Here is a 26,247-nt window from a genome sequence, read left to right as displayed (position 1 = left end):
TGTCCTCCATTAATTAATCTTAACTTTCAAACCTTTTGGCGTGATTAATTCCTCAAATTTTAGCATAATATAATTAAGACCAACTCCTAAAATCGCCAACAAAATTACACCTGTGATAATCATTTCATATCTTCCTCTACTTAAACCTGCAAAAATAAAATATCCTAAGCCTCCAGCTGCAATATAATATCCTATAGTTGCAACTCCGACACCCATAACAACAGAATTTCTTATTCCAGACATAATAATAGGAATTGAAAGTGGCAATTTTATTTTAAATAAAATTTGCCTTTCATTCATTCCCATTCCTCGTGCAGATTCAATAATACCTTTATCCAAAGTATGAATTGCAACTAAAGTATTTCTAATCATTGGAAGCAGTGAATAAATTACTAAAGCAATAATGGCAGGAGGTCTTCCTAAACTCATATGGAAAGGAGCAAGAAGTATAACCATTATACCAAATAATGCTGGACTTGGAATTGTCATCAAAATTCCTGCAATATATAATACAATTTTAGACATTTTTTGATTTCTAGAAATAATGAAACCAATTCCAATGCCGATTATAACGGCAAAAGGTAACGCAATTCCAATTATACGAATATGATTTATTAATTCTTTTATGATTTTTTCTTGATTAATATAGAGATAATTAAGATAGTTCATTATATCACCTTTGTTTCTCTTTTGTAAAATTATATCAAAGTTTTGTACCAATGTCAAACTTTGAATCAAATAACAAAATCAAAATTATGATTTATTTCATAAATTTTATCTTGATTATATTCAAAAGTTTTTATTGTTGCTGGAATTCCAGCAACAAGGCAATTAGATGGGATATTTTCTAAAACAACAGAATTAGCTGCGATAACAGAATTAGCTCCTACTGAAATATCTCCTAATATTTTAGAGCCTGTTCCTATAATTACATTTTCGCCTATATCTGGATGTCTTTTGCCTTTTTTAATATGTTTTGCCCCAAGAGTCACTTGATGATATATGAGAGTCCCTTTGCCAACAGTTGCAGTAGAACCTATTACAATTCCCAATCCATGATCTATAACTATTCCTGGTTCCAATTTAGCTGCCGGATGTATGTCCATTGAATATAAAATTTTACTTATCATATATAAAAAATAAGATAAAGGATATATTTTATATTTATAAAAATAATGATAAATTCTATAAAATATCAATCCATGAAAAGCAGTATTAAAAAGTATTACACCTAATTTATACTTTGAAGCAGGATCTTTCTTTAAATATTCATTTAAATCTTGATTTAAGTAAATAAATATATTTAAAAAATCTAAAATAGCATTTATTATTATTTTCATTATCTCTCCCTCCAAATACGAGTAGTTTTGTCATAATTATTATAACACAAAATAAGATAATTTTTATCTATTTTCATGTTAAAAAAATATAAAAATAAAAACCCATACGGGTTTTTATTTTAGAATACCTTTAATTATTAGTTCTGTCGCTTCATCTTCCGTTAGTCCTTTTGCCATTAATGTTTCTAATTGCTGTGGATTAACCCTTCCTACAGAAGCTTCATGAGTTAATTCTGCTAAATCATTATTTACTCTCAAAATTGGAATGGTACTTACATGAACATTTGAACCTTTGCTAATTTCCGTACATTCAATATGTCCTTTTGAATAAGGCGCATTACCATAAGCTTCATTGATAACTTCTGCATTTGTTGAGTCTTGAGCAAAAACATACGTTTTTGCAATTCCAGAAGATTTTTCACCATTTAAATTTACTATTTCTTTTATTTCAATTTTATCATCATTTTTTCCCCAGACCTTTGATTCTAATAGCGCTTTTGCATCTTCATCTAAATCAACCGTCATGTGAATTTTCAAATTACCTGCTCTTGATTTTGTTAATTTAAATCTACTATCAAAAACAGAGTTTTTTGAAACTTTCGTATAATAATATGTTTCTAAGAATATTCCATCTTTTTCATTATGAAAATGTTCATCTTCCATAAATACAACTGAATTTTCATCAATATACATTTCTGATTCCATTTTATGATGAATTTTACCAAACGGAAATGAACAATGTGATAAAAATTTTATGTCGCAATTTTTGCCAATTTTATATGTGGATTTTATATATTGTTCTCCCTGCTTTTTTAGAAAACCAACACACATGTGTATGGGTTTATCAAGTTTTAAATTATCTTCTATTATCATTTCATATTCAACTTTTCCATTTTCTGCACTTTTAACATTTATAGTTATACCATCAACTGTATTTTTACCAAGTATTCTATCTCCGCTTATAATTATAGATACTATGTCTTTACTTAATAAATTGCTAATATCACCACCAGCTTGCTCATATGCTTTTTCAATCATTTCAAATTCTTTTGCATAGTTTTTTTCTATATTCATAATTTCACCTCGTCTTCAGTGAATTCAACTGGAACATTTATATGAGTGCAGTTATCACATGTGGATTTGTAAACTTCAGAAACTTTTTTAGGATCACCTTCAGCTTTTATTTTTCCAGAACAAATAAGGAAAGCTTCATCAGCAATTTCAGCTATTTCTTCTCTATGAGTTATACTCAAAACAGTTCCACCATTTGCAGTTATTATTTTAAATATCCTTTCAATCATAATATTTGACATCATATCAATACCAGAATCTGGTTCGTCAAAAATTGCAAATTTAGGTTTTAAAATAATTAATGAAGCCAATTCAATTCTTTTCCTTTCTCCACCTGAAAGAGTTTTATCTACTTTTCTATGTAAATAAAAGGGATTTAATCCTACTAAATTCAATATTTCAATTAGTTCAGAATCATTTAAGTTTATTCTCTTACCTAAAGTTAAATATTCTCTGACTCCTAATCCTTCATATCTTACGGGTTCTTGCCATGCCATTGTTATTCCACGCTTTGCTCTTTCTGTTATATTGAGATTTGTGATATCTTCACCGTTAAAAATTATTAAACCACCATGTTTCCTAATATATCCATCCAATCCCATGATTATTCTCGCTAATGTTGATTTGCCAACTCCATTATTTCCCAAAACAGCATAAATTTTACCTTTTTCGAACTTATAAGAAATGTCTTCAAGTATCTTTCTCGAGCCAGTTTTAAAACTTATATTTTTTAATTTGAGCATTTTACTTCCTCCTCAATATATCAATATAATACTTATTATAATTTTATCAAATCATTGTAAAATTTCTGAATATAAAATGCATTAAAAATAAGAGTTTGTAAAAAAAGTATTAATATGTTATAATTCTCACTGAATATATATTAGAGGTGGCTCTTATGAAAAATCAATATATATTGAAAACGGAATATTTTGATATAGATTATAAAATAATTAAATCAAAAAGAAAAACTCTCTCAATCATAATTGATGAAACTGGAGAAGTTTTAGTTAAAGCACCTAAATGGTTATCAGATTTCGAAGTGAAAAAATTTGTTTTTGATAAAAGAAGTTGGATCATTTCAAAAATAATGCAATTTAAAGAAAACCCAATAACAAAAAGAAATTATGAAACAGGTGAAGAATTTTTATTTCTGGGAAAAAATTATAAATTAATGATTTTTGAAGGTAATTATGGTGTTGGTATTCAAGATAATTTTATATACGTATCTTTAAAAAAAGATTTTTTTGATAATTATGAATTAAAGAGAAACATGATTATTAAATGGTATAAAAAGCAGGCAAAGAAAATAATAAATGAAAGATTAAAATATTATTCTAAATTGATGAGTTTAAATTATGGAAAAGTATATATAAGAGATCAAAAAACACGTTGGGGTAGTTGCTCTGAAAAAAATAATTTGAATTTTAATTATAAAATAATTATGGCACCAAAAAGAAAATTAGACTACATAATAGTTCATGAATTAGCCCATATTATATACAAACATCATCAAAAAACTTTTTGGAATTATGTTGGGAAATATTGCGATGATTATATTGAAAGTCGAAAATGGTTTAGAAAAAATGGAAGGAAATTGATATTATAAGGGGGTATTTTTAAATGATAAAGATTACAGAAATAGTTGAAGAAAAAAAGAAAATATATGCAATTTCTGAAGAATCTCCATTTTACCCTGATGGAAAAGGCGGACAACTTGGTGATAGAGGAAAAATTGGAAACACAAATGTTTTATTTGTTGAATTTAAAAATGGAAAATACTACCATTTAATTGACAAAATGATTGAAGTGGGGGAATATAATTTTGAAATTGATGAAAAAAGAAGAAAAGATATATCTCAGCAACACACAGCTCAGCATATACTTTCAGCAGCTTTTGAACAAATAGCGGACTTAGATACAGTTGGTTTTAGAATGGCAGAAGAGTATACAACTATAGATTTAGAAATTCCAAACTTACCAGAAAATATTGAAAAAGAAGCTGAAAAATTATCAAATGAAATAATTCAAAAATGTTTAAATGTTGAAGAAATATTTACTACAAAAGACGAAATCTCAAAATATAATTTAAGAAAAGGTTTAAGTGATAAAGTGCGAGGTAATATAAGGCTAATTAAAATAGGAGATTTTGACATTAATCCATGTGGAGGCTTTCATGTTAAAAATACAGGAGAAATTGGATTGGTAAAAATTATTTCGAAAGAAAAGGTAAAAGGAAATTTGACAAGATTATATTTTTTAGCTGGTTTTAGAGCTATAAATGATTATGATGAAAAAATAAAAATTACAAAGAATATCTCGAATTTATTAACGGCAAAAGTTGAAGATACTCCACTAAGAGTAGAAGAAACTCTAAAAAAAATGAAAGAATACAAATCAAAATATGAAAAAATTAATGAAAAATATGCTGAATTAATGGCTAAAGATATTTTTTCAAAAGCAGAAAAAATAAATAATATAAAATTTATTTATTTAGAAACAAAAGAAGATTTTGTAAATTATTTACCTAAATTTTTGCCCATGGATGAAGTTTTATATATAGTAAAAAAAGACAATAAATTAGAAATTTCATCTGGAATTGTAAATTGCAAAGAATTGATAAACAATATTAAAAACGATTACTCAGAAATAAAAGGCGGCGGAGGAGTGAATCGCGGAAGCCTTATCGGAAATATAAAAATTGAAGATATTAAAAAATACTTATAGCCAGAACTTTTGTTCTGGCTATTCAAAAATTACATTATTTCTTCCTAATTCTTTTGCTTTATATAAATTATTGTCTGCTCTAGATATTAAATTATCTATACTTTCTCCAGTTTTATAAAGGGTAGAACCTATACTTATTGTTATTTTTATATTGTTATCTTTAAATTTAAATGTTGTAGTTTCAATGGTTTTTCGAATTATATCCATTAAATCTAACCCCTTCTTTTTTTTAAAATTTATAAAAAACATTAAAAATTCTTCTCCACCAATCCTACCAAAATAACCATATGTATTTATTAACTTACTTATAATTTTTGTCATTTTAATCAAAATAAAATCTCCCGCTTGGTGTCCATATTTATCATTAACTTTCTTAAAATGATCAACATCTACAACTGATAGAAACACTTCATTATCATTTATAGATATAGATTTTTCTAATATCTCATAAATTTTTCTCCTGTTATAAATTTTTGTTAATTCATCATGAGTAGCTTCAAATTCGAGTTTTTTATTTAATTCCTTTATTTTATTATACATATTCAAGATTCTTTTTCCAACAGAGACTCTTACGGCCAATTCATCCTCATCAAAAGGTTTCGTTATGTAATCATCTACCCCTATTTCAAAACCTTTTATAATATCTTCTTTAGAAGTCTTTGCGGTTAACATTATTATATAAGAATAATTTCCATTTTCTCTTTCTAATCTTCTAATTTTTTTACACACATCCCAACCATCAAGCTCAGGCATAATCCAATCTAATATAATCAAGTCAATATTTTTTTCTTTTTCATAAATATTTAACGCCTCTAATCCGTTCTGAGCTTCTAAAATTTCAAAACTATCATGTTTGTTAAAATAATCAATTAAATATTTTCTTTCAAGTTTTGAATCTTCAACAATTAATAATTTCATATTATTCGCCTACTTATCGATCTCTTTTTTTACAAGATACCATAAATATAAATCCAATTTTCCAATTGGTTCATTAAAATGCTTTTCTAAAATCTTTAATCTTTTTTCGTATTCTAAATATTTATTTTTTGTCCATCCTTTTGGAATAGAATCTATCAATTCATTTTCCAACATAAGTCGGAGAATATGTTTATCTAATATAGCAACATCACCATAACCAACATTTCTTAAAAAATGACTGGATTCTTTCCAGCCAATACCTTTAATATTCTTTACCAGAAATTCTCTTATTTGATAATATGGCAAAACAAATAAATGCCTTATGGTTCCAATAATCCATCTATTAGAAACTATATACTGAGCTCTTGCTTTTGGAAAACGATGTCCGACTCTTCGCAATGCATATTCCAAATCATCTATTTCGAGTTCAGTAAAACCATTTATTCCTATTTCTTTTTGAGCTTTTATCCCGCCTTTAGCACTCCAGTTAGCTGTTAAAACACAAAAAGAAAGTTCAGAAAATAACTCTTTTTCACTTCCGTTTTTTCCCAAAGAAACAAATTCATTCCATCTTTTTTCGACCAACGGTTTTGCTTCAGTGTAAATATTTTCTATATCTTTAATTAACTTCATTTTTTCACCTCTCATTCTATTAAAAAAATGAAACTATCCAAACCAAAATAGGCGCAATAATTAATGCGGGTAAAAAATTACCAACTTTAGTATCTTTTATTTCAAGAATTTTTAATCCTATTCCCAATACCATTATACCACCAACTGCAACTAAATCATTTAAATATATTTTATTTGTTAAAAAAGATAATTGTGAGGCCAATAAAACTATGCTTCCCTGAACCACAAGAACTGAACCAGCAGAAATCATCACTCCTAATCCGTATATTGATGATAATACTGTGGAGGAAATTCCATCTAACAATGATTTTGTATAAATTAAAGTTCCGTCATTTGTTAATCCGGCATTAATGGATCCAATAATAGTTAAAGGGCCAACCAAAAACAAAATCGAAGACATAACAAATCCGGTGGAAAAATCTCCTTCTTGCATTGAATCTCCAATTCTTTTTAAAAAACCTTCTATATCAATTAATTCACCAATAATACCCCCCAAAGCCATAGAGCCCAATACTATTAAAAAATTATTTGCTGACATTGACATATTTATTCCAATTCCTAAAGTAGTTAGTCCCACAGCATAAAAAAGAATGGTTTTTAGTCTATCGGGTACCCCTTTTTTAGCAGCAAGTCCCAATAAACTTCCTATTATAACGGCTAATGCATTTACAAAAGTTGGAATCATTTTATTCACCCCCATAAATATTTAAAACTTTTTTTAAAATAGTAAATCTAAAAGGTGTATGACCTAAACTTTCACCATCTACTTCTAAATAAATTTTTTCCTTAGACTTTATTTCAGCTTTTTTAGCTTTAAATTGTTTTACCCATTTTAATTTTACAAAGCTTCCATCAAAAATTTTCTTAATATTTTTAATAACTAATAATTTCGGAACATCCTTAACCAGTGTAATATCAAAAAATCCGTCATCTGGTATTGCGTGTGGAAGGATTTTCATTCCACCACCACTATATTTACAAATACCAACAGCCATAGTGAAAATCTTTTCTTTGAAAGAATAATTATCAATTGTTATTTCAGCACTTTGAGAATTATATTTAAATAATGTTGTAAGAAGGTTTAATAAATAAGAAAATGAACCTCCTTTATTTTTCTCCTTTGACTTATTGGCATTTCTTGTAACTTCAGCATCAAAAAACATACCTGCAATATTGACAAAAAATCTTTCCAGTTTCTTATCATTTCTATAATACTCAACTTTTCCAACGTCCTGCACAAAAATACGTTTTCTTTTTAAAACATCAATTGCTTGAATATAGTTATCAGGTATTCCCACGGTTTTCCCCCAATCATTTCCTGTACCAGATGGAATAATTCCAACAACAATGTCTTCTGGGTTTTTAAAATTCTGAGAAAAAACACCATTTACAATTTCATTGAGTGTTCCATCACCACCGACACAAATAATATTGCTAAACCCTGTTTTTATAGCCTCAATAGTTAAATCTTTTGCGTGCATTTTACCTTTAGTAAATGCATATTTGAAACTAAACCCTGCTTTTTTAAGATATGCTTTGATATCCGGCCATATTTCTTTTGTCTTAGAACCTGCTGAATTGGGATTAACTATCACAAAAATCTTTTCCATATTATTCCTCCAGAATATGATTTATTATATTTTACCATAAAAAATAAAAAAAGTCCGCATAGCGGACCTTATCTTAAAATTGATTTTTTTAATTCGATTTTCTTATTGTTTTTAATTTTAAAAATCTCTGTTGAATTTGCTATTGTTACATATCCCTTTTCATCTTCTTTTAAAAACTCTTCAAAAAATTCTATATCTTCTTCTGTTGAAAGATTTGGAACATATGTCATTCTAAATTCATAATCTATATTTGAGCTTCTCAATATATTTATTGTTCTGGAAATTGTATTCCAATAATTTTCTTGAACGTTTATCAATTTACAATAATTCTCTGGTTTAGCTTTTACATCCATAGCAACATAATCAATTAGATTTTTACTTATTAATTCTTCTACAATTTCAGGATTTGTTCCATTAGTATCTAATTTTATTAAATAGCCAAGTTCTTTTATTTTACTAATAAATTCTGGCAAATCATTATGTATTGTTGGCTCTCCACCAGTAACACACACAGCGTTTAACCTTTTTCTTAACGCAGATAATTTATCAATAATCTTCTCTTCAGAAATTGAATTATAATCATTTGAATATGCTATTTTCCAATTATGACACCATTTACATCTGAAATTACAACCGCCAGTATATACTACTGCCGATATATGTTTAGGATAATCAACAAAACTAAATGTTCTTATTCCAGCTAATATCATATTATCAGCTCCTCAAAACCTCACTATTAATTCTAAATTGAATTCTGTCTATATACTCCTGTTGCTTTCCATCATTCCAATTTTGAACTGGTCTATAATATCCTACAACCCTTGAATATACTTCTGTATCCTTTCCACAATGCGGACATTTAAAATGTTCTCCTGCTATATATCCATGTTCAGGACAAATAGAAAATGTCGGTGTTATGCTCATATATGGTAAAGAATAATTTTCAAAACTAAATTTAATAAATTCTTTCAAAGCTTCTGTATCTGTAATTTTTTCTCCTACAAAAATATGAACTACTGTCCCACCTGTCCATTTGTTTTGTAATCCTTCTTGATGTTCTAATAAATCAAACGGATCTTCAAAATAATTTACTGGTGGATGAACTGAATTTGTATAATATGGTTTTTCCTTTGAACCAGATTGTTTTATATCTTCACCAAACTCATTTTTATCTATTCTTGCTAATCTATATGTCGTTCCTTCTGCTGGTGATGCTTCTAAGTTATATAAATTTCCTGTTTCCTTATTAAATTCATTTAATTTTCCAAGCATGTAATCCATTACTTCCTGAGCAAACTCTTTACCTTCTGTACTCGCAATGCCATTTTCAATACCAAAATTCAATAACCCTTCATGCATTCCAACAAATCCAATAGTCGAAAAATGATTTGCCCAGTATTGACCTGTTAGTTTATAAACACCATCTAAATAAACCTTTGTATATGGATACAATCCTTGTTTTGTCCATTCTTCAACATATATTCTTTTTATTTCCAGACTCTCTTTTGCTAAATCCATCACTTCATCTAACATTGAGTAAAATTTATTTTTATTACCATTTGACAAATACATTAATCTCGGCATATTAATAGTAACTACTCCTATAGAACCTGTTAATGGATTAGAACCAAATAACCCGCCTCTCCTTTTTATTTCTGTATTTTCATTCTCTTTTTTGTCTTCATTAACAAAACCAAATGAAAGCTGTTGCATGTGCTCTAATACCTGTCTGTTATCTAATTTTAACCTGCAACACATTGAACGAGCATCTTCAGGATTCATATCGGAATTTACATAATTTGCAAAATATGGTGTTCCGTATTTCATTGTCATAGTCATAATCATTGTTGCCACTTCGCTGTCCCAGTTAAAATCTTTTGTAATATTATATGTAGGAATTGGAAATGAAAATGGTCTTCCATCATAATCACCTTCAAGCATTACTTCTATAAACGCTTTATTTAAAATATCCATTTCTTTTTGAAATTCACTATATGTTTCTTCTTTTTCTTTACCGCCAATAATAACATGTTTATCTTTATGTGTTGAAGGTACAGTTAAATCCATAGTAATATTACTAAATGGTGATTGAAACCCTACTCTTGTTGGAACATTCATATTAAATTTGAATTCCTGCATTGATTGTTTAACTTGTTTATAATTTAAGTTATCATATCTTATAAACGGAGCTAAAAGTGTATCAAAATTTGAAAATGCTACAGCACCAGCTGCCTCTCCTTGCATTGTATATAAGAAGTTAACTATTTGTCCTAACGCTGTCCTAAAATGCCTTGCGGGTCCAGATGCGACTTTCCCAGAAACACCGTTAAATCCTTTTCTTAATAATTCTTCTAAATCCCATCCAACACAATATGCAGATAAAGCACCAAGATCATGTATATGCATAAATCCATTATTATGATATTCACTTATCTTCTTATTGTGTTTATCATAAACCTCATTTAACCAAAATTGTTTTGTAATCTCCTGATGAATATGATTGTTTAAACCCTGTAAAGAGTACTGCATGTTTGAATTTTCTCTAACTTTCCAATCGCTGTTATTAATATAATTATAAATCAAATTCACAAAACCCCACCTCCAAAAAACAAATTTAACACGATATATTGTATCATATAATATAAATAAATACAATATGTATGTATATGTGACAAATTAAGTAGAGAAATTCCAAAATCAATATTAGAAAAACTTAGATGAAAATGTTAAGATTTTGTATAAATTTAATTTGCTTTACGAATCATTTTATGATATAATTTAAATAATAAAAATTCAAACAGGAGGGGATCATATGAAAATTCTTTTTAAAAGTGCTAATATTTATCCAATTACATCAAAACCATTTAAGGGGGATTTATTAATTGAAGATGGGAAAATAAAAGAGCTTGGTGAAAATATAAAAACACAGGCAGATAAAATAATAGATATTGAAGGGAAGTATATATTTCCAGGATTTGTAGATGCCCATTCTCACATTGGTGTATTTGAAGAAGGCGTTGGTATGAGCTATCAAGATGGTAATGAAATGACAGATCCAAATACTGCACAAGTTAGAGTAATAGATGCTTTTTATCCTGAAGATGCTGCGATAAAAAGAGCATTAGAAGGTGGAGTTACTACAGTAATGGTTGTTCCTGGCAGTGCTAACCCAATAGGAGGACAGGGAGCAATTTTAAAATTTAAATCAAAAATAGTAGACGAAATGGTGATAAAAGAACCAGCAGGTTTAAAAATGGCAATGGGTGAAAATCCAAAAAGAGTATATGGTTCCCAAAGCAAGTTGCCAGCAACGAGATTAGGGAGTGTAGCAGTAATAAGAGAATACTTCTTAAAAGTAAAAAATTATATGAAAAAGAAAGAAAAAGAAGATTTTAACGAATTTGATTTAAAAATGGAGATTGGCGAAAAAGTGTTAAAAAGAGAAATTCCAGCTAGAATTCACGCGCACAGAGCAGATGATATATTAACAGCCATAAGATTATCTGAAGAATTTGGATTTGACCTTGTAGTAGAACATGCAACTGAAGCGTATAAAGTAGTGGATTACATAAAAGAAAAAAACATTCCTCTTGTATTGGGACCATTATTTGGTTTCAGAACAAAGTTAGAATTAAAGGATATGTCTTTTGAAGCGTTAAGAATAATAAATGAAAAGGGAATCCTTGCAGGATTAATGTGTGATCATCCCGTATTGCATTTAGAACACGCAAATGTTCAGGCTGCATTAGGAATGAGATACGGAGCAAAAGAAGAAGACTTATTAAAAATGCTTACAATAAATCCGGCAAAAATATTGAGAATTGACAATAGAGTAGGATCATTAGAACCAGGAAAAGACGCAGATATTGTAATCTGGAATTATCACCCGTTTGACATAAAAGCAAAAGCAGAAAGCGTTTATATAGAAGGGAAAAAAGTGTTATAAAACTTTTAAAAATAGCCTGGAAAAATTCCAGGCTATTTTATTTATTATTTTTCCACACTACAATTTTATCAAAAAATCAAAAAAAAACATGCTTTATTCTTTATTAGCAGATAAAAATTCTGGATTTTGATAAGCAGGATTTGGATACTTATAAAATCCTTCTCCGGTTTTAATTCCCTTTTTACCTTTATCTATATAATTTTTCTTACAGTATTCTGCCATTTTCAGTGACTCTTCATCATTATTAATTTTACCATTTCTTAAAGCGATATTATATACAGTGTCCATACCAACCATATCAATAATACCAAAAGGTCCTATTTTTGCTCCAGTACTAATCATCCATGTTTTATCAATGCTATATGGATCTGATATACCTCTAAAAAGAAGGGTTCTTGCCGCTTTTAATAAAGGAACTAATAAAGAATTTAAAACATAACCAGGTTGTTCTTTATAAATTGGTATAGGTATCATTCCAATATCTGAGGCAAATTTTAAAACTATATCAAAATATTTTTTATCTGTTTTTTCATGCATCATCACTTCACCAATATTTGCTTCCCATACAGGATTTGCAAAATGCAATGCTAAAAACTTTTCTGGTCTTCCTGTATATTCAGCAAACATACTTGGAAGCATTGTAGAGGAATTTGTCGTAAAAATTGTTTTATCTGGAGCAATTTTTGATAATTCCGAATAAAAAGACTTCTTTATTTCCTCCACCTCAGGTATAGATTCACTCACTAAATCAGCATTTCTAACAGCTTCTTCTAAATTTGTAGTATAAGTTAATCTTGAAAAAGTTTCTTCTATTTGCTTTTTAGTCGCCATACCTTTTTCTTCAAAAAGTCTTGCAAAATTATTATGAAAGTCTTTTCCAGCCTTTATACCTTTTTCAAAAGCATCATATACTACAACATTAAAACCACTAAAAGCAACTTGCCATGCAATTTGTGATCCTAATACTCCAGCTCCTGCGATCATAACATTTTTAATTTCCACATAACTCACCCCTTAAATATTATTATAAGAAAACATAACTATATACCTATTAATAATATTATACCTATCTCTTTATATTGTCAACAGTTATTGAACTTATTTTATTTTTTGTAATATTTACTTATATATAATTAATTACTTTTTAATGAAATAATAATAAAACATAATAATCATTAAAAATATTCACATAATAATATTAAAAAATTATTTTAAATTTAATATATTATCAAAAATTCTTTGTGAATACTGTTTTCCAGAATTTGACAGTCATTTTTCTATCAAAGTCAGAAATATCTGCTCATTTTGAAAAACAGAAGATTTATATATAAAATAAAAACTCCAGGGATCCCTGGAGTTTTTATTTTATAGGAATTTTAAACGTATCTATTATAAAATCGATTTTTTCCAGATCTCTATCATTATTTTTATTTTTAATTTTTGCAACACCTTTAACGGTAAAAAATATTTCATTATTTTTTATTTCTGCTAAAATATAATGTAAACTGCCATAATTCAAATTTACTGTTGTTGGTACTTTTGTTTTATTTGTATAAATTTCAAGAGGTGCACCTCCACCGCCGGTTATAACATATATAATATTATTTTTTTTATGTCTTTCATAGGAGTGTACATGTCCATTAAATATGGCTTTAACTCCATATTTTTCAAATAAGGGTCTCCATAATTCTTCAAGGTGAATTTCCATACCATAATTATATCCTTTACAGTTATTCCAGAATGGATGATGATAAAACACTAATACAGTTTTATTTTTTGCGTCTTCTAAAGTCTTGATAAGCCAATTAAATTGTTTTTCCTCCAATTGTTTAGTGCCAATGGCATTTGAATCAAGAAAAATTAATCTTAATCTTTTATAATCGAAATAATACCATCTTTTATTATAATCGCCACTTCCATTTGGCAAATAAAAGGCCTGATAGTAATAGGAATTATTTCTTTCATGATTACCTAAAAGAGGATAATAAATAGACTTTTTTGAAAGTTCTTTTATTTCTTTAAAGAATGAATTCCAATCAGGTAAATAGTCACCTTTTTCTACTAAATCACCAGTATTTATAACAAATTCAGGATTATCCTGGGCAATTTTTTTAGCAACATAAGTATGCCATTCATGATATGTTCTTGTATCACCGTATATTGCAAATTTCAAATTTTCGTCTTTAATAGATTTAGTTTTAAAAGATCCACTATAATTTAAATCTGAATAAATATAATAATTTTTAATGTTTATGCTATAGAAATATTTTTTTCCAGCATCCAAATCTTTTATCTCTACATGATTAATATTTGCGGGAAATATCGTTACTATAGTTTTTATTAATTTTCGGTTCTCATTATATAGTTCTATTTTTGCTGTTGAAGGTATATTTGTTTTCCAGTTTAAAATAACAGAATTTTGTGTGTGATTGGTTAAATATGGTGGCCATACAAAATTATATGAGATAAATTCTGGTATTATTTTTATAATTCTGGCCTTTTTCGTTTTTAACATTAATTTTTGATTTAAAAAACCTTCCTTTTCAAATGAAAGATAACCTTCAAAATCCAGATTAGAAAATGAAAAATCTCCGTTTTTATCAGTATACTTTAAAGAAACAGGATTATTGTTTTTATCATAAGCTAATATTGGAATAAATTCTTTAGAATTAATTTTTCCGATAATTTTTCCATATATAGTATTATAATTACTGTATAAAATACTTCTAACTTCCTCTATATCCTTTGTAATGTACATTTTTCTTGAAACGTTTATTTCTTTTTCTCTTTCCAAATAAAATGGTTTATATATAATCCCTCCGAAATTTTTTGAAAATAAGGTTCTTAATGAAATTAATTTCTCATCTGAAAGAAAAGAATAAGATATTAAATTTTCTTGAATCATTAAAAGTTTTCTCTCTTTTTCCTTAGTCTTTATTATTATGGGAAAAAGTTCATTAAACGAAACAATATCCTTAATTAAGATTTTTGCCTTATTTTTAGAATTATTTATTATTTTATTTGTTATTTCAATATAATTTTTATCTTTTTTTAAAGAGTAAATTGTTGAAATTTTTAAACCGTTAAATTCTCTGTTGTTAATAGTAAATTCTATATATTCTCTTCTCTTTTTTATGTTAAATGATTCAAAACTAAGCATTTTATTTTGAATAAAAATCTTGTAATTATCAATTAAATTTCTTTTTAAATCATTAGTATAAGCTTCTATAATTTTTCCGCGATAAATGTCTTTTCTTTTTTCTGAACCTACAATGAAACTTATTTTTTCATTTTTAATCAGATAATCACCAACCTTAGCCTTTGAGAAATTTGGAAGGATTGTGTTATTTGAAATTTTTTCGATAGATACTGCAGAAAAAACGCTAATCATTATAAAAAACATAAAGAAAAAAAATAAAAATCTTTTCATAATATAACCTCCATTTTAAAAAATGTTTATATTATCAGCAGCAGATTTTGCTGAAGAAAAAGCCCATTGGATATTATAACCACCACTATCCCCATCGACATCAAGAACTTCCCCAATAAAATAAAGATTTTTTATAAGTTTTGATTCCATTGTTTTTGAATTTATTTCTTTTGTATCAACACCACCAGCAGTCACCATCGCAACATCAAAACCGCCCAGTTTTTCAATAAAAAATTCATGATTGTATAAGTAATTTATTATTTTATTTCGTTCATTTTTATTTATAGAATTGCATTTTTTACTTTTATCAAACTTCAAAGTTTTAAACATAATTGCTACAAATCTTTTTGTCAAATTATATTTTTTCTTTAAAATATCATAGAGACTTTTATTTTTGTTATTATTCAAAACATTTAAAAAGTCGATTCTAAAAAGATCTTCGTTTTTAAAGTCTGCAAAAGATATTTTTATTTTTTCTCCATTTTTTAAATATCTCGAAGAATTTAAAATGACAGGCCCTGAAAAACCTTTATGTGTAAACAATAGTGTCCCTTTAAAAAGTTTCTTATTAATCTTAAGCCTGACTTCCATGGAACTTCCAGATAAATCAGAAAATAAATAGTCCTTTATTATTACAGGTGTTAATGCGGGTTTTGGAGTTATTATATTGTGTCCAAATCGTTTTGCAAAATTAAAACCGTCTCCTGTGGTACCTAGTGCTGGATAAGATTTTCCACCAGTTGAAATAACAAGAATTTTAGATAAAAAAATTCCTTTATTTGTTTTAATATAAAATTTATCTTCGCTTCTTTCGATATTTATTACTTTCAAATTTGTTTTTACTTCAATTTTACCTCTATCTTTTATTTTTTTCAAAATCCAGTTTAAAACCGTTTGAGAATTCATTGTTTTTGGAAAAACTTTACCTTCATCAGTAATTATATATTCAAAATCGATCTCTTTAAGTAAATCTTCATTTGAATAATTGTATAGAGTTTTTTTTACAAAATTTTTTTTATCTCCATAATGAGATATCAAATCATTAACAGGATTGATATTGGTAAAATTACATTTTCCTCCGCCGGATACCAATAATTTTTTTGCAACTTTTTCATTTTTTTCTAAAATAAGAACATTTTTATCATTTATATTTGCTGCACAAAATAATCCTGCCGGTCCTCCACCAATAATTATCACGTCATGCACTTTCATTCCTCCAATTAAAAATGGACAGCCAACGACTGCCCAATATAATTATCTATAATAATTATTCATCATCAAAAATATCATCTATTATATTTTTATAAAATTCTATAATAGTATTATACCCGGATAAAAAAATATCAATTGAAATTTTTTTATTTTTAAGATTATTAAATGTGGAATTATTATATTTAATACTTGAAATTAATACATCTTGTCTGGTTATTGTAATATCATCTCTGTATAAATAATAGTTAATGTTATATCTGTTGTAAAAATGGGTCAAAAGATTATTCATATCTATAATTTTAATTTTAGAATCTTTTGCGATTTTTGAAACGTAATCAGACAGTTCAACTAACCTTTGAGTAAAACGTAATAAATTATCTCTATATTTAATAGCATTTTTCGGATCTAAACTTTCCATCTTTTTCTCTATTTTATAAGCTATAACAACTGTATACAATGGATCTGACCATAAAAAAGGATTTTTTTGATAAGGATAATATAATACACCTTCAGATAAAACAATTTTATTGGAATCATTTTTAAAGGATATTTCATTATTTAAAAGTATAATTAAATCCATATTACTATATATACTTTCATCAAAAGTTGCGTTTTTAAAATCTTCAGATGAATTGAATAGGTTTATTATATTAGCTTCTGGAGAAATTTCTCTAACAATAAGTTCTAAAGGTTTTATAGAAGTAAGTATGTTTAATGCAAAAAGACAACTGTTGATAATTAAAATAATAAGTATAGTAAAGAAAATGTTTAGATTTTTCATATTTCCCCTCCAATGATTAGTCAAAAAGTATTATAACACAAAATATAAAAAAAAGAAAAACCGAAAAATAAATATTCTATTTTATAAAATATAAAAGTAAAATATAAAATAATATATATAATATATGAGAAAATATAAAATAACACTTGACAAAATATAAAAAATATTTTATAATATCTTATATGAGGAGGTGATTTGTATGGTGGGAGCCATTATCTTATTATTTTATGGAGTAGTATTGATTTTTCTGGGAACGAAATATTTTTGGGCATTCTTTTTTATTGGTTTAGGTACATATATATTTTATACTTATTATTCTGCTTTTAAACGAAAAAAAATACAGAAAAAAATTTTAGAAAAATCAATTATTAAATTAATAAAAGAAAATAACCCTGAAACAGCAGCACATATAATTGCAGAAAAAATAAAATATCCTATAGGAACAAAATTTGTAATTAATGTAAATTCTGTTGATACAAACGTTAAATTGGTTTTTCCGTTAGGAATCTTAATTTCCATGAAACCAATATTATATACTCTAAAACCATTTTTAAAAGAAGCTTTAAAATCGAATTTTTCAAAAAAAGGAATAAAAATAGATTTTGATTTTAATATTATCATAAACATGATTATTGAAACGATTGATTATCTTTCTGAATTTTATGGTGAATTTATAGATGTAGAAACAGATGAAGGAAAAACAAAGATAAAAATATACGTTGCCTAAAAAAGTAAAATATATTATTTTTAAAATCAAGTGATAATTACAATGGTTTGTTAAAGAGGTGATAATATGTATAAAGCACTTACAATTTGCCCAATTTGTGGAGAAAAAATGCATATAGAAGTTTTACGATGTTCAAAATGCAACTCTAAATTAGAAGGTATTTTTGAAATGAATGAATTTGCATCTTTGAGTAGCGAAAATGTTGAATTTTTAAGGCTTTATTTGTTAAATAGAGGAAACTTATCAAAAGTTTCGGAAGTATTAAAAATATCTTATCCAACTACTTTAAACAAATTTAATAAGCTCTTATCTGACTTGGGATATGTTTCAACTGAAGAAATAAATACAGATATAAAGCAGGATGATACAAATCTTGAAAAAAAGAAGATCATCGATGATTTAGAAAAAGGATTAATAAGTCCAAAAGAGGCAATTGAAAAATTAAAATTATTAAAGGGGGTTAAATAATGAAAGAAGAATTGATAAGAATTTTAAACATGGTTAAAAACGGAACTGTAGAAATTGAAGAAGCAGCAGAACTAATAGAAACATTTTATGACACCAAAAACACAAAAAGCAATTCAACTCAAAAAAGAAAATTAGTGATTAAAGTTAACTCTTCAAACGGAGATAAGGTCAATGTCAAAATTCCGTTGGGATTAATAAAAATGGCAAAAGCAATGATACCATTAAGTCTTGCTCAGCAAGGGACCAATATGAGTAAAGAACAAATCGACCAGATTATGGAAGCATTGGAGAATATTAACTTTGATGAATTTGAAGGTGAAAATATAATTGATGTTAATTCTGAAGACGGAGATATTGTTAAAATTTATATTGAATAATAATTAAATTTCAAAAAATCTCTTGACTAATTTAAATTTTAATGGTATAATAATCCTGGTTTTGCCGAGATGGCGGAATTGGCAGACGCGGTGGACTCAAAATCCACTGAGGGTGAAACCTCGTGTGGGTTCAAGTCCCACTCTCGGCACCATTATACCGGCTTTAAAAAGGCCGGTTTTTTTGTTATAATCATATAGGAATAAAACAAAATCTGGAGGTGAATTTATGGCAAAAATCGCTTTTACTTATGAAATTCCTGAAATAGCAGAAAAAAAATTAATTAACGCAGGATTTGAAGTATGGATTAACAGAAAAAACGAAACGTTATCTCATGAAGAAATTGTTAATCTGGCAAAAGAATATGATGCTTTAATAACTTTATTAAGCGATAAAATAGATGAAGAAGTAATTCGCACTGGAAAAAATGGTAATTTAAAAATTATTTCCAATTATGCTGTTGGATATAATAATATTGATGTTGAATCTGCTAAAAAAGCTGGAATTTATGTAACAAACACACCAGGTGTTTTAAGTGATGCTACTGCTGATTTAGCCTGGGCATTATTATTTGCCGTTGCAAGAAAAATTGTTGAAAGTGATAAGTTTGTTAGAAATGGGGAATTTGTGGGTTGGAGACCTAAATTATTTTTGGGTTATGATATTAAAGGAAAAACCCTTGGTATAATTGGGATGGGGAGAATTGGAAAAGAAATGGCAAAAAGGGCTAAAGGGTTTGAAATGAAAGTGTTATACTATAAAAGAAACAGACTTTCTGAAAATGAAGAAAAAAATTTAGGTGTTGAATATGCTGATCTTAAAACTTTAATAAAAGAATCTGATTATATATCCTTGCATACACCACTTACTGAAGAAACCTATCATTTATTGGATGAAGAAGAATTTAGGCTAATGAAACCAAATACAATTATTATAAATACTGCAAGAGGTCCAGTTATAAATGAAAAAGTTTTAATAAAATACTTAAAAGAAAGAAAAATCGCCGGTGCTGGATTAGATGTATATGAAGAAGAACCACATATTCCACAAGAACTTTTAGATTTGGATAATGTTGTATTAACGCCTCATACTGGTAGTGCAACATTCGAAACACGAAATAAAATGGCTGAAATGGTTGCGGAAAATGTTATAGCTGCATTAAAAGGAGATGTTCCACCGAACAATGTATATTGATTTAATAAATATATATAATAAACTATCAGAAATATATATTATACCAGATGGTTGGTGGCCAGGAGAGAATAAATTTGAAATTATGATTGGAGCGCTATTAACACAAAATACAAACTGGAATAATGTAGAAAAATCATTAAAAAATATTAAATCACAAAATTTATTATCACCAGAAAAACTATATTACTTAAATATTGAAAAATTAGAAGAATTAATAAAGCCATCTGGCTTTTACAAAGTTAAGGCAAAATATCTAAAAAACCTATTAGAATGGTTCAAAATTTATAATTTTTCATTTGAATTGTTGAGTAAAAAAAATGTGAAAATATTAAGAAAAGAGCTTCTTTCTATTAAAGGTATAGGAAATGAAACTGCTGATTCCATTTTACTATACTCTTTAGACAAATTGAGTTTCGTGATTGATGCATATACTATAAGAATGTTTTCGAGATTTGGTATTGAAATAAAGAAAAATTATATTGTATACAAAAATTTTTTTGAGAAAAATTTACCTGAAGATTTGATAATATACAAAAATTTTCACGGTTTAATAGTTGAACATTCTAAAAATATATGCAAAAAAAAGCCCTTGTGTGATATGTGTGTCTTTAGATTAAAATGTAAAAAAATTCATAACAATAAAAATAATATTGATTTTATGTAAAAAAATATATTATAATAATGTTATATAGATTGTCTAAAAAGTCTAAAATGAAATGAAGGCTCGAAGATTGCCCTTAAAATTATGAATGGAAGCCGTCAAAATTACATGGATGTAATTTTGAGCGAAACAATACACGATGTATTGTTTGAGCGACGGCTGAGAATGAGTAATTTTAAGGATAAGCAATCAAGCTGCCTGAGTGAATTTGACTTTTTAGACATCATAATGTTATACAAAAATTTAAAAGTTTGTCTAAAAAATAATGTTAGGGGGAATTTTTATGAAAAAAAGTAGTCTTTATGTGAAATTAGGTATACCAATAGTTCTGTTTGTTTTATTATCTCTTATTACATATATTTCAACCTTTACCATCACTAAAATGCAAAAAGATGATGGACTTGTTGTAAATCTTGCAGGAAGACAGAGAATGTTAACTCAAAGGATGTCGAAAGAAGCTTTAACCTATTATATATATAAAGATCAAAAAACAAAAGATAGTTTATTAAATACAATAAAGGTCTTTGATACTACTTTAAACGCATTAAAAGATGGTGGAAAAGCTCCTTTTGATCTCGCATGGAAAAAAATGGTGAACGTTCCGCCTGCACAACCTGAGGCTAAGGCTCAGCTTGAAAAAATAAAATCATTATGGGATGAATTTTATGCGCATATGGATAAATTTCTAAAAAATGATGATGAAAATTCTTTAAAATATATATTAGAGAATAATATTCCTTTACTTGTTGAGATGAACAATGGAGTAACTTTATTCCAAAAAGAATCGGAAAAAAAGGTTTCTTTGATGAAAAAAATTCAATTAACTTTATTTATTATTAATCTTTTAATAGGTATTTATGCATTTTATATTTTAAAAAAATCTCTTACTCCTTTAAAAGACCTTGAAAAAATCGCAGAAGGTGATTTAACAGTTTCGGCAAATATCACATCAAACGATGAAATTGGCATTATAGCAAAAAAAATGTACCATCTTGTTGGAGAAAAATTAAGGCCAACATTTGATTTTATAAAGCGAAGTATGGAAGGTATTAAAATTTCTTCAGATAATGTTTCGGGTAGTGCTCAGGAAGCAAACGCAATTATAGAAGAATTCAAAGCTGGTTTTGATATGATGGCGGAAGAATCTAAAATAATGGAGAGAGAAACTGATAGAACAGCCGATTCTATTAAAGAGATATCTCGTTCAACTGATGAAGTCGCAAATGCTGCAATTGATCTTGCAAATGTTGCAGGTGTTTTAGAACAGGTAACTAATGAAGGTAAAAATGTAATGTTTTCTTTAGAAGAAGCTATAACAAATGCTTCTAAAGAAACATTAAAAACCATTGAAGAAATAAAAGAACTTGAAAATTATGCAGGGAAAATTACAGAAGTTATAGATCAGGTTTCAAATATCGCAGAACAAACAAATCTATTAGCATTAAACGCTGCAATCGAAGCAGCAAGGGCCGGTGAAGCTGGAAAAGGTTTTGCTGTTGTTGCAGATGAAATACGAAAATTAGCTGAAGAAACAAGAAAAGCCACTGATGAAATTTCCAATATTTTAGGATCTATAAAAACAAATGTTGAAAAATCAACGAAACAAATTTTTTCAGTAAAAGATACTGTCGAAAAAGTTACAAAAAATTCTTCAGTATTAAATGACGAACTAAACAAAATTTTAGGTCAAACATCCATTCTTTCGGAAAGGGCTCAAACATTAGCTGCTTCAGCAGAAGAACAAAATGCAGCATCTCAAACAATTGCGGAAGCTTTCTCCAATGTAAATGAATCGCTTAATAGATATTTTGAAAACGTTCAAAACATGAAAGAATCCAGCAATGAAATACAAGCAATGTCTGATAATTTAGCTGAAATAGCTTCTGATTTGCAAACAAGTGTTGATTTATTAAATAATGCTCTATCTGAATTTAAATTCTAAAATTATATAAAAACTTATATAAAAAATCCCCTTTGTAATACAAAGGGGATTTTTTTAGTTTTATGAGTTGTCTAAAAAGTCTCAAATGAAATGAAGACTCGAAGATTGCCCTTACACGCTACTGCGGGTATTGATTTAAATATTTTTGATTTTATAAAAAACTTTTGAGCTACCGCTCACCTACGGTGGGTTATTGGATTAAAAAATTGGATTTTAATAAAAAAACCTTTGAGCTATTGCTCTCTTACAGCAGGTAATTGGAAAAAATAATTTTTATTATATAATTATAAATCCTTTTTCCTTAGATTTTTTATACCTAAAAAATCTAAGCGTAAATGGAAGCCGTCAAAATTACATGGAAGTAATTTTGAGCGAAACAATACACGATGTATTGTTTGAGCGACGGTTGAGAATGAATAATTTTAAGGATAAGTAATCGAGCTGTCTGAGTGAATTTGACTTTTTAGACAATCTTAAAAATTATTCAAATAAAATCAGAAACATTATATTCATATAATAATGATATAATTATAACATCTTATTTAAAAAAGGGGTGGAAGCGTGAAGAATTTAATATTTATATCAATATCTATTATTATTTTTAGCATTGTATCATTTGGTTTTGAAGTATCTGGATCATATTTTATGGAATTATCTGGATATGAAAGAACTTTTTATGGATTGAAAGTCACATTTGCAGATAAAAGTATAATTGGTTTAGAATTAGGTGTGTTTTCTCCTACAGATATAATTGAAACTGGAGAAATAACATATTTACAACCAACAACATTTATATTATTGCAAATTCCATTAAAGTATTTAAAAATTTACGGTGGAATAAGTCCTATTATTCAGTTTTATGACAACAAATTTTCGCTATATTCTTATACGATGTATTTGACAAAAGCCGGTATTGCATTATATTTAGGTCCATTAGTAATTTCAGGTGGAGTGAATACTGTATTTGATTTATCTTTTCAACAAACTTTTGGTATTTATGGCGTTTTTGCAAATTTAGGTTTTAGATTCTAAGGGGGGAGAACATGAAAAAAATTTTTTATACAATTATCCTTTTATTATTTTCGATATTTTTAATTTCATCGTGTCAAAAAATAGACCCTTTACTGGGAAATAGTAATATTGGCGGAGTTGCGGAATTAAGTAATAGCGAAAATCATGAGAATATAAAAGTTTCTATAGATGGATTAGAAAGTTCTGGTGAGGGATTTAGCCCTATTAATACTATATCTGAAATCGGAAAAAGTATTACTAATTCTAATGGTAATTTTAAAATAGAAAATATACCTGCAGGAAATTATATCATTAAAGCAGAACATGAAGGATATTTTCCAACTAAACAATTCATTGAAGTAAAAGAAGAATCTGAGATTACTCTTGATTCATCTTTAATTCTTTATCCATTAGGAGATTATGGTATGCTTGAAGGTAATGTGAAATTTATTGATAAGAGTATTCATAGTGGGATTTTATTAGAAATTAGAACTCCAGAAGGAGAACCATTACCAGGAATGTTTACTTTTTCTAATGAAGAAGGTGACTATTATTTCGATTTTATTCCTATTGGTAATTATGTTATATATGCTCGTGATCCATCTGAGAATTCTAATTATTCGTCAGATGCTGCTCCTATAATTATTGAAAATACAAAAACTACTAATGCTCCGGATTTAATATTAAGGAAAGCTGCTGAACATGTTGTTATTTTTAGAGATTTAGCACCTTGGAGTTCTCCAGATGCAATTCCGAATATTTTAATTGATATAGGGTTTACAGAAGGTTTGGGTATAAATCAATATGAAATCAAAAATTCTAATGATATAAATAATATTGATTCATTTGATCCAACTTGGGCAATTATCATCGAAGGAGATCAGTCAACAAGTTTTTATGATATATATAAAGCAAATTCCGAAAAATTCGACTCTTTTGTCAATAATGGTGGAACATTGTTCTGGATTGCTTGTGATAATGGCTGGAATGGAGGAGATTTTACCGGAACACTTCCAGGAGGTGTGACTTGGAGAGATTATTATGATAATTATAATGAAATTGTAAATAAAACACATCCTTTATTATATGAATTTCCAAATGAACGTTATTTATATGGAAATTATGCAAGTCACGGAGGATTTGATAATTTAGAAGATAGTGATATAGAAAATCCTGTAGTATTTATTAAAGAATCAACATCATATGAACAATATTCAACATATATTGAATATAGATATGGAAATGGTAGAGTTATAGCTTCAACCACTCCACTTGAATTTTATGTGGAAAATCCTAAAAATGATAGTGAATGGTTTGTTTTATTACTTAGAAGATCTATAGAATATGTATTTAATATGAATTTAAGTCCATCAAATATTGTTGAATAATATATTTTCCAAACCTCAGTCTAAAGACTGAGGTTTTCTTTTTTATATGATATATGTTATAATTATTTTGAATATTTTATTGGAGGCGATAATGTGAAAATAACAGGTATTGTTGACAATTTTAAAATTCATCCTTTATTAAAACGTGATTGGGGACTTTCAATATTTATTGAAAATAACGATAAAACACTGCTTTTTGATACAGGAAACGATTACAGAATTTTAGAACATAATATTAAACATTTAGGGTTAGAAAATAAATTTAAAAAAATAAACTATTTATTTTTAAGCCATTATCATAATGACCATACAGGAGGTTTGGAATATATATTATCAAATTCTATAATTGACAAGGTTTTTATTCCTGCTAAATTTCCAGACAATCTGATAAAAAAAATAAAAGAAAAATCCGAAATTGTAATTTGTAATACTATCACAAAAATAGATGAAAATATTTATTCTACAGGGACATTCGACGCAGATATTCCAGAACATTCTATTGTGTTAAAAACAAAAAAAGGGATAATAGTAATTGCAGGGTGTGCTCATCCAAAAATAGAAAATATTTTAACCTTTTCAAAAGAACATTTTGATGAAAAACTTCATGCTGTTATAGGTGGATTTCATTTTTATAAATTGTATGAAGAAAAATTATTTATTCGCCTGGATAGGATTAAAAAGACTGGTGTGGAATTTTTATTACCTTCACATTGTACAGGAATTGAAGCTATTAATGTTATGAATGTTGAATTTAAAGGTAGGATCATTAAATTTGGTGCAGGTACAACATTAGAAATTTAATGCGAGGTGGAA

General features: G+C 27.3%; 26 protein-coding genes and 1 tRNA gene. 13 read left to right on the top strand and 14 right to left on the bottom strand.

Going from position 1 to position 26,247, the window contains the following annotated elements; all coding sequences use genetic code 11:
- Positions 1-9: 9 nt before the first annotated feature.
- The 4 genes from X275_RS09865 to X275_RS09850 all read right to left on the bottom strand — a co-directional run bounded on the left by X275_RS09865 (position 10) and on the right by X275_RS09850 (position 3,154).
- Complete coding sequence (locus X275_RS09865; protein WP_047268648.1) at positions 10-669, bottom strand: ABC transporter permease; 660 nt, start codon at positions 667-669, stop codon at positions 10-12.
- 65 nt (positions 670-734) lie between these two features.
- Positions 735-1,340 carry a serine O-acetyltransferase EpsC gene (gene epsC, locus X275_RS09860; RefSeq protein WP_047268647.1) on the bottom strand — a complete coding sequence of 202 codons (606 nt, stop codon included), beginning with the start codon at positions 1,338-1,340 and terminating at the stop codon, positions 735-737.
- Positions 1,341-1,454: 114 nt separating this feature from the next.
- The gene (locus tag X275_RS09855) at positions 1,455-2,414 is read right to left on the bottom strand and encodes a SufB/SufD family protein (RefSeq protein WP_047264919.1); all 960 of its coding nucleotides are present in this window, start codon (positions 2,412-2,414) and stop codon (positions 1,455-1,457) included.
- Positions 2,411-3,154: an ATP-binding cassette domain-containing protein gene (locus X275_RS09850; RefSeq protein ID WP_047268646.1), complete on the bottom strand. Its 744-nt coding sequence runs from the start codon at positions 3,152-3,154 to the stop codon at positions 2,411-2,413. The genes X275_RS09855 and X275_RS09850 overlap by 4 nt, the downstream gene beginning before the upstream one ends.
- A gap of 155 nt (positions 3,155-3,309) precedes the next feature.
- Between X275_RS09850 and X275_RS09845 the strand changes: the two genes are divergently transcribed.
- Both X275_RS09845 and X275_RS09840 read left to right on the top strand, forming a co-directional pair.
- Complete coding sequence (locus X275_RS09845; protein ID WP_047268645.1) at positions 3,310-4,020, top strand: M48 family metallopeptidase; 711 nt, start codon at positions 3,310-3,312, stop codon at positions 4,018-4,020.
- Positions 4,021-4,034: 14 nt separating this feature from the next.
- The gene (locus X275_RS09840) at positions 4,035-5,138 is read left to right on the top strand and encodes an alanyl-tRNA editing protein (RefSeq protein WP_047268644.1); all 1,104 of its coding nucleotides are present in this window, start codon (positions 4,035-4,037) and stop codon (positions 5,136-5,138) included.
- Between the two features lie 18 nt (positions 5,139-5,156).
- On the opposite strand, the gene X275_RS09835 is transcribed toward X275_RS09840, so the two are convergent.
- From X275_RS09835 to X275_RS09810, 6 genes are all read right to left on the bottom strand, one after another.
- Positions 5,157-6,056 (bottom strand): GGDEF domain-containing response regulator, encoded by a 900-nt coding sequence (locus X275_RS09835; protein ID WP_047268643.1) that lies wholly within the window; start codon positions 6,054-6,056, stop codon positions 5,157-5,159.
- A 9-nt stretch (positions 6,057-6,065) separates the two neighbouring features.
- Complete coding sequence (locus X275_RS09830) at positions 6,066-6,689, bottom strand: N-glycosylase/DNA lyase (RefSeq protein WP_047268642.1); 624 nt, start codon at positions 6,687-6,689, stop codon at positions 6,066-6,068.
- A gap of 19 nt (positions 6,690-6,708) precedes the next feature.
- Entirely contained in the window at positions 6,709-7,374 is a 666-nt protein-coding gene (locus X275_RS09825) for a DUF554 domain-containing protein (protein ID WP_047268641.1), read from the bottom strand.
- 1 nt (position 7,375) lies between these two features.
- The gene (locus X275_RS09820; RefSeq protein WP_052913854.1) at positions 7,376-8,299 is read right to left on the bottom strand and encodes a diacylglycerol/lipid kinase family protein; all 924 of its coding nucleotides are present in this window, start codon (positions 8,297-8,299) and stop codon (positions 7,376-7,378) included.
- A gap of 68 nt (positions 8,300-8,367) precedes the next feature.
- Positions 8,368-9,009, bottom strand: a complete 642-nt coding sequence (locus tag X275_RS09815) for an anaerobic ribonucleoside-triphosphate reductase activating protein (RefSeq protein ID WP_047268640.1) — start codon at positions 9,007-9,009, stop codon at positions 8,368-8,370.
- Between the two features lie 4 nt (positions 9,010-9,013).
- A complete protein-coding gene (locus X275_RS09810; RefSeq protein ID WP_047268639.1) occupies positions 9,014-10,888 on the bottom strand; it encodes a ribonucleoside triphosphate reductase in 1,875 nt (624 codons plus the stop codon).
- A gap of 223 nt (positions 10,889-11,111) precedes the next feature.
- On the opposite strand from X275_RS09810, the gene X275_RS09805 reads away from it, so the two are divergent.
- Entirely contained in the window at positions 11,112-12,245 is a 1,134-nt protein-coding gene (locus tag X275_RS09805; protein ID WP_047268638.1) for an amidohydrolase, read from the top strand.
- A gap of 93 nt (positions 12,246-12,338) precedes the next feature.
- Here the strand turns inward: X275_RS09805 and X275_RS09800 are convergent, their stop codons facing one another.
- From X275_RS09800 to X275_RS09785, 4 genes are all read right to left on the bottom strand, one after another.
- Entirely contained in the window at positions 12,339-13,247 is a 909-nt protein-coding gene (locus tag X275_RS09800) for a 3-hydroxyacyl-CoA dehydrogenase (RefSeq protein ID WP_156168780.1), read from the bottom strand.
- Positions 13,248-13,605: 358 nt separating this feature from the next.
- Complete coding sequence (locus tag X275_RS09795; RefSeq protein WP_047268637.1) at positions 13,606-15,675, bottom strand: metallophosphoesterase family protein; 2,070 nt, start codon at positions 15,673-15,675, stop codon at positions 13,606-13,608.
- 15 nt (positions 15,676-15,690) lie between these two features.
- Positions 15,691-16,881 (bottom strand): NAD(P)/FAD-dependent oxidoreductase, encoded by a 1,191-nt coding sequence (locus X275_RS09790; protein WP_052913851.1) that lies wholly within the window; start codon positions 16,879-16,881, stop codon positions 15,691-15,693.
- A gap of 61 nt (positions 16,882-16,942) precedes the next feature.
- Positions 16,943-17,668, bottom strand: coding sequence for a metal ABC transporter solute-binding protein, Zn/Mn family (locus X275_RS09785; protein WP_047268635.1), 726 nt, complete (start codon positions 17,666-17,668; stop codon positions 16,943-16,945).
- Between the two features lie 199 nt (positions 17,669-17,867).
- Here X275_RS09785 and X275_RS09780 point away from each other — a divergent pair, with 199 nt between their 5' ends.
- The 10 genes from X275_RS09780 to X275_RS09735 all read left to right on the top strand — a co-directional run bounded on the left by X275_RS09780 (position 17,868) and on the right by X275_RS09735 (position 26,235).
- Positions 17,868-18,395: a hypothetical protein gene (locus X275_RS09780; RefSeq protein WP_047268634.1), complete on the top strand. Its 528-nt coding sequence runs from the start codon at positions 17,868-17,870 to the stop codon at positions 18,393-18,395.
- A gap of 66 nt (positions 18,396-18,461) precedes the next feature.
- Positions 18,462-18,863 (top strand): DUF2089 domain-containing protein, encoded by a 402-nt coding sequence (locus X275_RS09775; protein WP_047268633.1) that lies wholly within the window; start codon positions 18,462-18,464, stop codon positions 18,861-18,863.
- Positions 18,863-19,240, top strand: a complete 378-nt coding sequence (locus X275_RS09770; RefSeq protein WP_047268632.1) for an SHOCT-like domain-containing protein — start codon at positions 18,863-18,865, stop codon at positions 19,238-19,240. The genes X275_RS09775 and X275_RS09770 overlap by 1 nt, the downstream gene beginning before the upstream one ends.
- Positions 19,241-19,303: 63 nt before the next feature.
- Positions 19,304-19,392, top strand: a tRNA-Leu gene (locus X275_RS09765).
- Positions 19,393-19,466: 74 nt separating this feature from the next.
- Positions 19,467-20,432 (top strand): 2-hydroxyacid dehydrogenase, encoded by a 966-nt coding sequence (locus X275_RS09760; RefSeq protein ID WP_047268631.1) that lies wholly within the window; start codon positions 19,467-19,469, stop codon positions 20,430-20,432.
- Positions 20,422-21,096, top strand: coding sequence for an endonuclease III domain-containing protein (locus X275_RS09755; protein ID WP_084825188.1), 675 nt, complete (start codon positions 20,422-20,424; stop codon positions 21,094-21,096). The genes X275_RS09760 and X275_RS09755 overlap by 11 nt, the downstream gene beginning before the upstream one ends.
- A 280-nt stretch (positions 21,097-21,376) precedes the next feature.
- Positions 21,377-23,035: a methyl-accepting chemotaxis protein gene (locus tag X275_RS09750; protein WP_047268630.1), complete on the top strand. Its 1,659-nt coding sequence runs from the start codon at positions 21,377-21,379 to the stop codon at positions 23,033-23,035.
- A 561-nt stretch (positions 23,036-23,596) separates the two neighbouring features.
- Entirely contained in the window at positions 23,597-24,067 is a 471-nt protein-coding gene (locus X275_RS09745) for a hypothetical protein (RefSeq protein WP_047268629.1), read from the top strand.
- An 11-nt stretch (positions 24,068-24,078) separates the two neighbouring features.
- The gene (locus X275_RS09740; RefSeq protein WP_052913849.1) at positions 24,079-25,434 is read left to right on the top strand and encodes a hypothetical protein; all 1,356 of its coding nucleotides are present in this window, start codon (positions 24,079-24,081) and stop codon (positions 25,432-25,434) included.
- A 93-nt stretch (positions 25,435-25,527) separates the two neighbouring features.
- Positions 25,528-26,235, top strand: coding sequence for an MBL fold metallo-hydrolase (locus X275_RS09735; protein WP_047268628.1), 708 nt, complete (start codon positions 25,528-25,530; stop codon positions 26,233-26,235).
- Positions 26,236-26,247: the final 12 nt, after the last annotated feature.

It is taken from the genome of Marinitoga sp. 1197, from assembly GCF_001021165.1.
Taxonomy (GTDB): Bacteria; Thermotogota; Thermotogae; order Petrotogales; family Petrotogaceae; genus Marinitoga.
This window is presented reverse-complemented; position numbering and strand designations above follow the sequence as displayed.

What these genes read in the sequence shown, in the direction of transcription:
- X275_RS09785 (WP_047268635.1), bottom strand. Translation starts at nt 17,668, where the DNA reads ATGAAAAATCTAAACATTTTCTTTACTATACTTATTATTTTAATTATC.
- X275_RS09825 (WP_047268641.1), bottom strand. Translation starts at nt 7,374, where the DNA reads ATGATTCCAACTTTTGTAAATGCATTAGCCGTTATAATAGGAAGTTTA.
- X275_RS09760 (WP_047268631.1), top strand. Translation starts at nt 19,467, where the DNA reads ATGGCAAAAATCGCTTTTACTTATGAAATTCCTGAAATAGCAGAAAAA.
- X275_RS09840 (WP_047268644.1), top strand. Translation starts at nt 4,035, where the DNA reads ATGATAAAGATTACAGAAATAGTTGAAGAAAAAAAGAAAATATATGCA.
- X275_RS09835 (WP_047268643.1), bottom strand. Translation starts at nt 6,056, where the DNA reads ATGAAATTATTAATTGTTGAAGATTCAAAACTTGAAAGAAAATATTTA.
- X275_RS09830 (WP_047268642.1), bottom strand. Translation starts at nt 6,689, where the DNA reads ATGAAGTTAATTAAAGATATAGAAAATATTTACACTGAAGCAAAACCG.
- X275_RS09805 (WP_047268638.1), top strand. Translation starts at nt 11,112, where the DNA reads ATGAAAATTCTTTTTAAAAGTGCTAATATTTATCCAATTACATCAAAA.
- X275_RS09855 (WP_047264919.1), bottom strand. Translation starts at nt 2,414, where the DNA reads ATGAATATAGAAAAAAACTATGCAAAAGAATTTGAAATGATTGAAAAA.
- epsC (WP_047268647.1), bottom strand. Translation starts at nt 1,340, where the DNA reads ATGAAAATAATAATAAATGCTATTTTAGATTTTTTAAATATATTTATT.
- X275_RS09795 (WP_047268637.1), bottom strand. Translation starts at nt 15,675, where the DNA reads ATGAAAAGATTTTTATTTTTTTTCTTTATGTTTTTTATAATGATTAGC.
- X275_RS09775 (WP_047268633.1), top strand. Translation starts at nt 18,462, where the DNA reads ATGTATAAAGCACTTACAATTTGCCCAATTTGTGGAGAAAAAATGCAT.
- X275_RS09815 (WP_047268640.1), bottom strand. Translation starts at nt 9,009, where the DNA reads ATGATATTAGCTGGAATAAGAACATTTAGTTTTGTTGATTATCCTAAA.
- X275_RS09770 (WP_047268632.1), top strand. Translation starts at nt 18,863, where the DNA reads ATGAAAGAAGAATTGATAAGAATTTTAAACATGGTTAAAAACGGAACT.
- X275_RS09780 (WP_047268634.1), top strand. Translation starts at nt 17,868, where the DNA reads ATGGTGGGAGCCATTATCTTATTATTTTATGGAGTAGTATTGATTTTT.
- X275_RS09740 (WP_052913849.1), top strand. Translation starts at nt 24,079, where the DNA reads ATGAAAAAAATTTTTTATACAATTATCCTTTTATTATTTTCGATATTT.
- X275_RS09850 (WP_047268646.1), bottom strand. Translation starts at nt 3,154, where the DNA reads ATGCTCAAATTAAAAAATATAAGTTTTAAAACTGGCTCGAGAAAGATA.
- X275_RS09755 (WP_084825188.1), top strand. Translation starts at nt 20,422, where the DNA reads ATGTATATTGATTTAATAAATATATATAATAAACTATCAGAAATATAT.
- X275_RS09820 (WP_052913854.1), bottom strand. Translation starts at nt 8,299, where the DNA reads ATGGAAAAGATTTTTGTGATAGTTAATCCCAATTCAGCAGGTTCTAAG.
- X275_RS09845 (WP_047268645.1), top strand. Translation starts at nt 3,310, where the DNA reads ATGAAAAATCAATATATATTGAAAACGGAATATTTTGATATAGATTAT.
- X275_RS09865 (WP_047268648.1), bottom strand. Translation starts at nt 669, where the DNA reads ATGAACTATCTTAATTATCTCTATATTAATCAAGAAAAAATCATAAAA.
- X275_RS09750 (WP_047268630.1), top strand. Translation starts at nt 21,377, where the DNA reads ATGAAAAAAAGTAGTCTTTATGTGAAATTAGGTATACCAATAGTTCTG.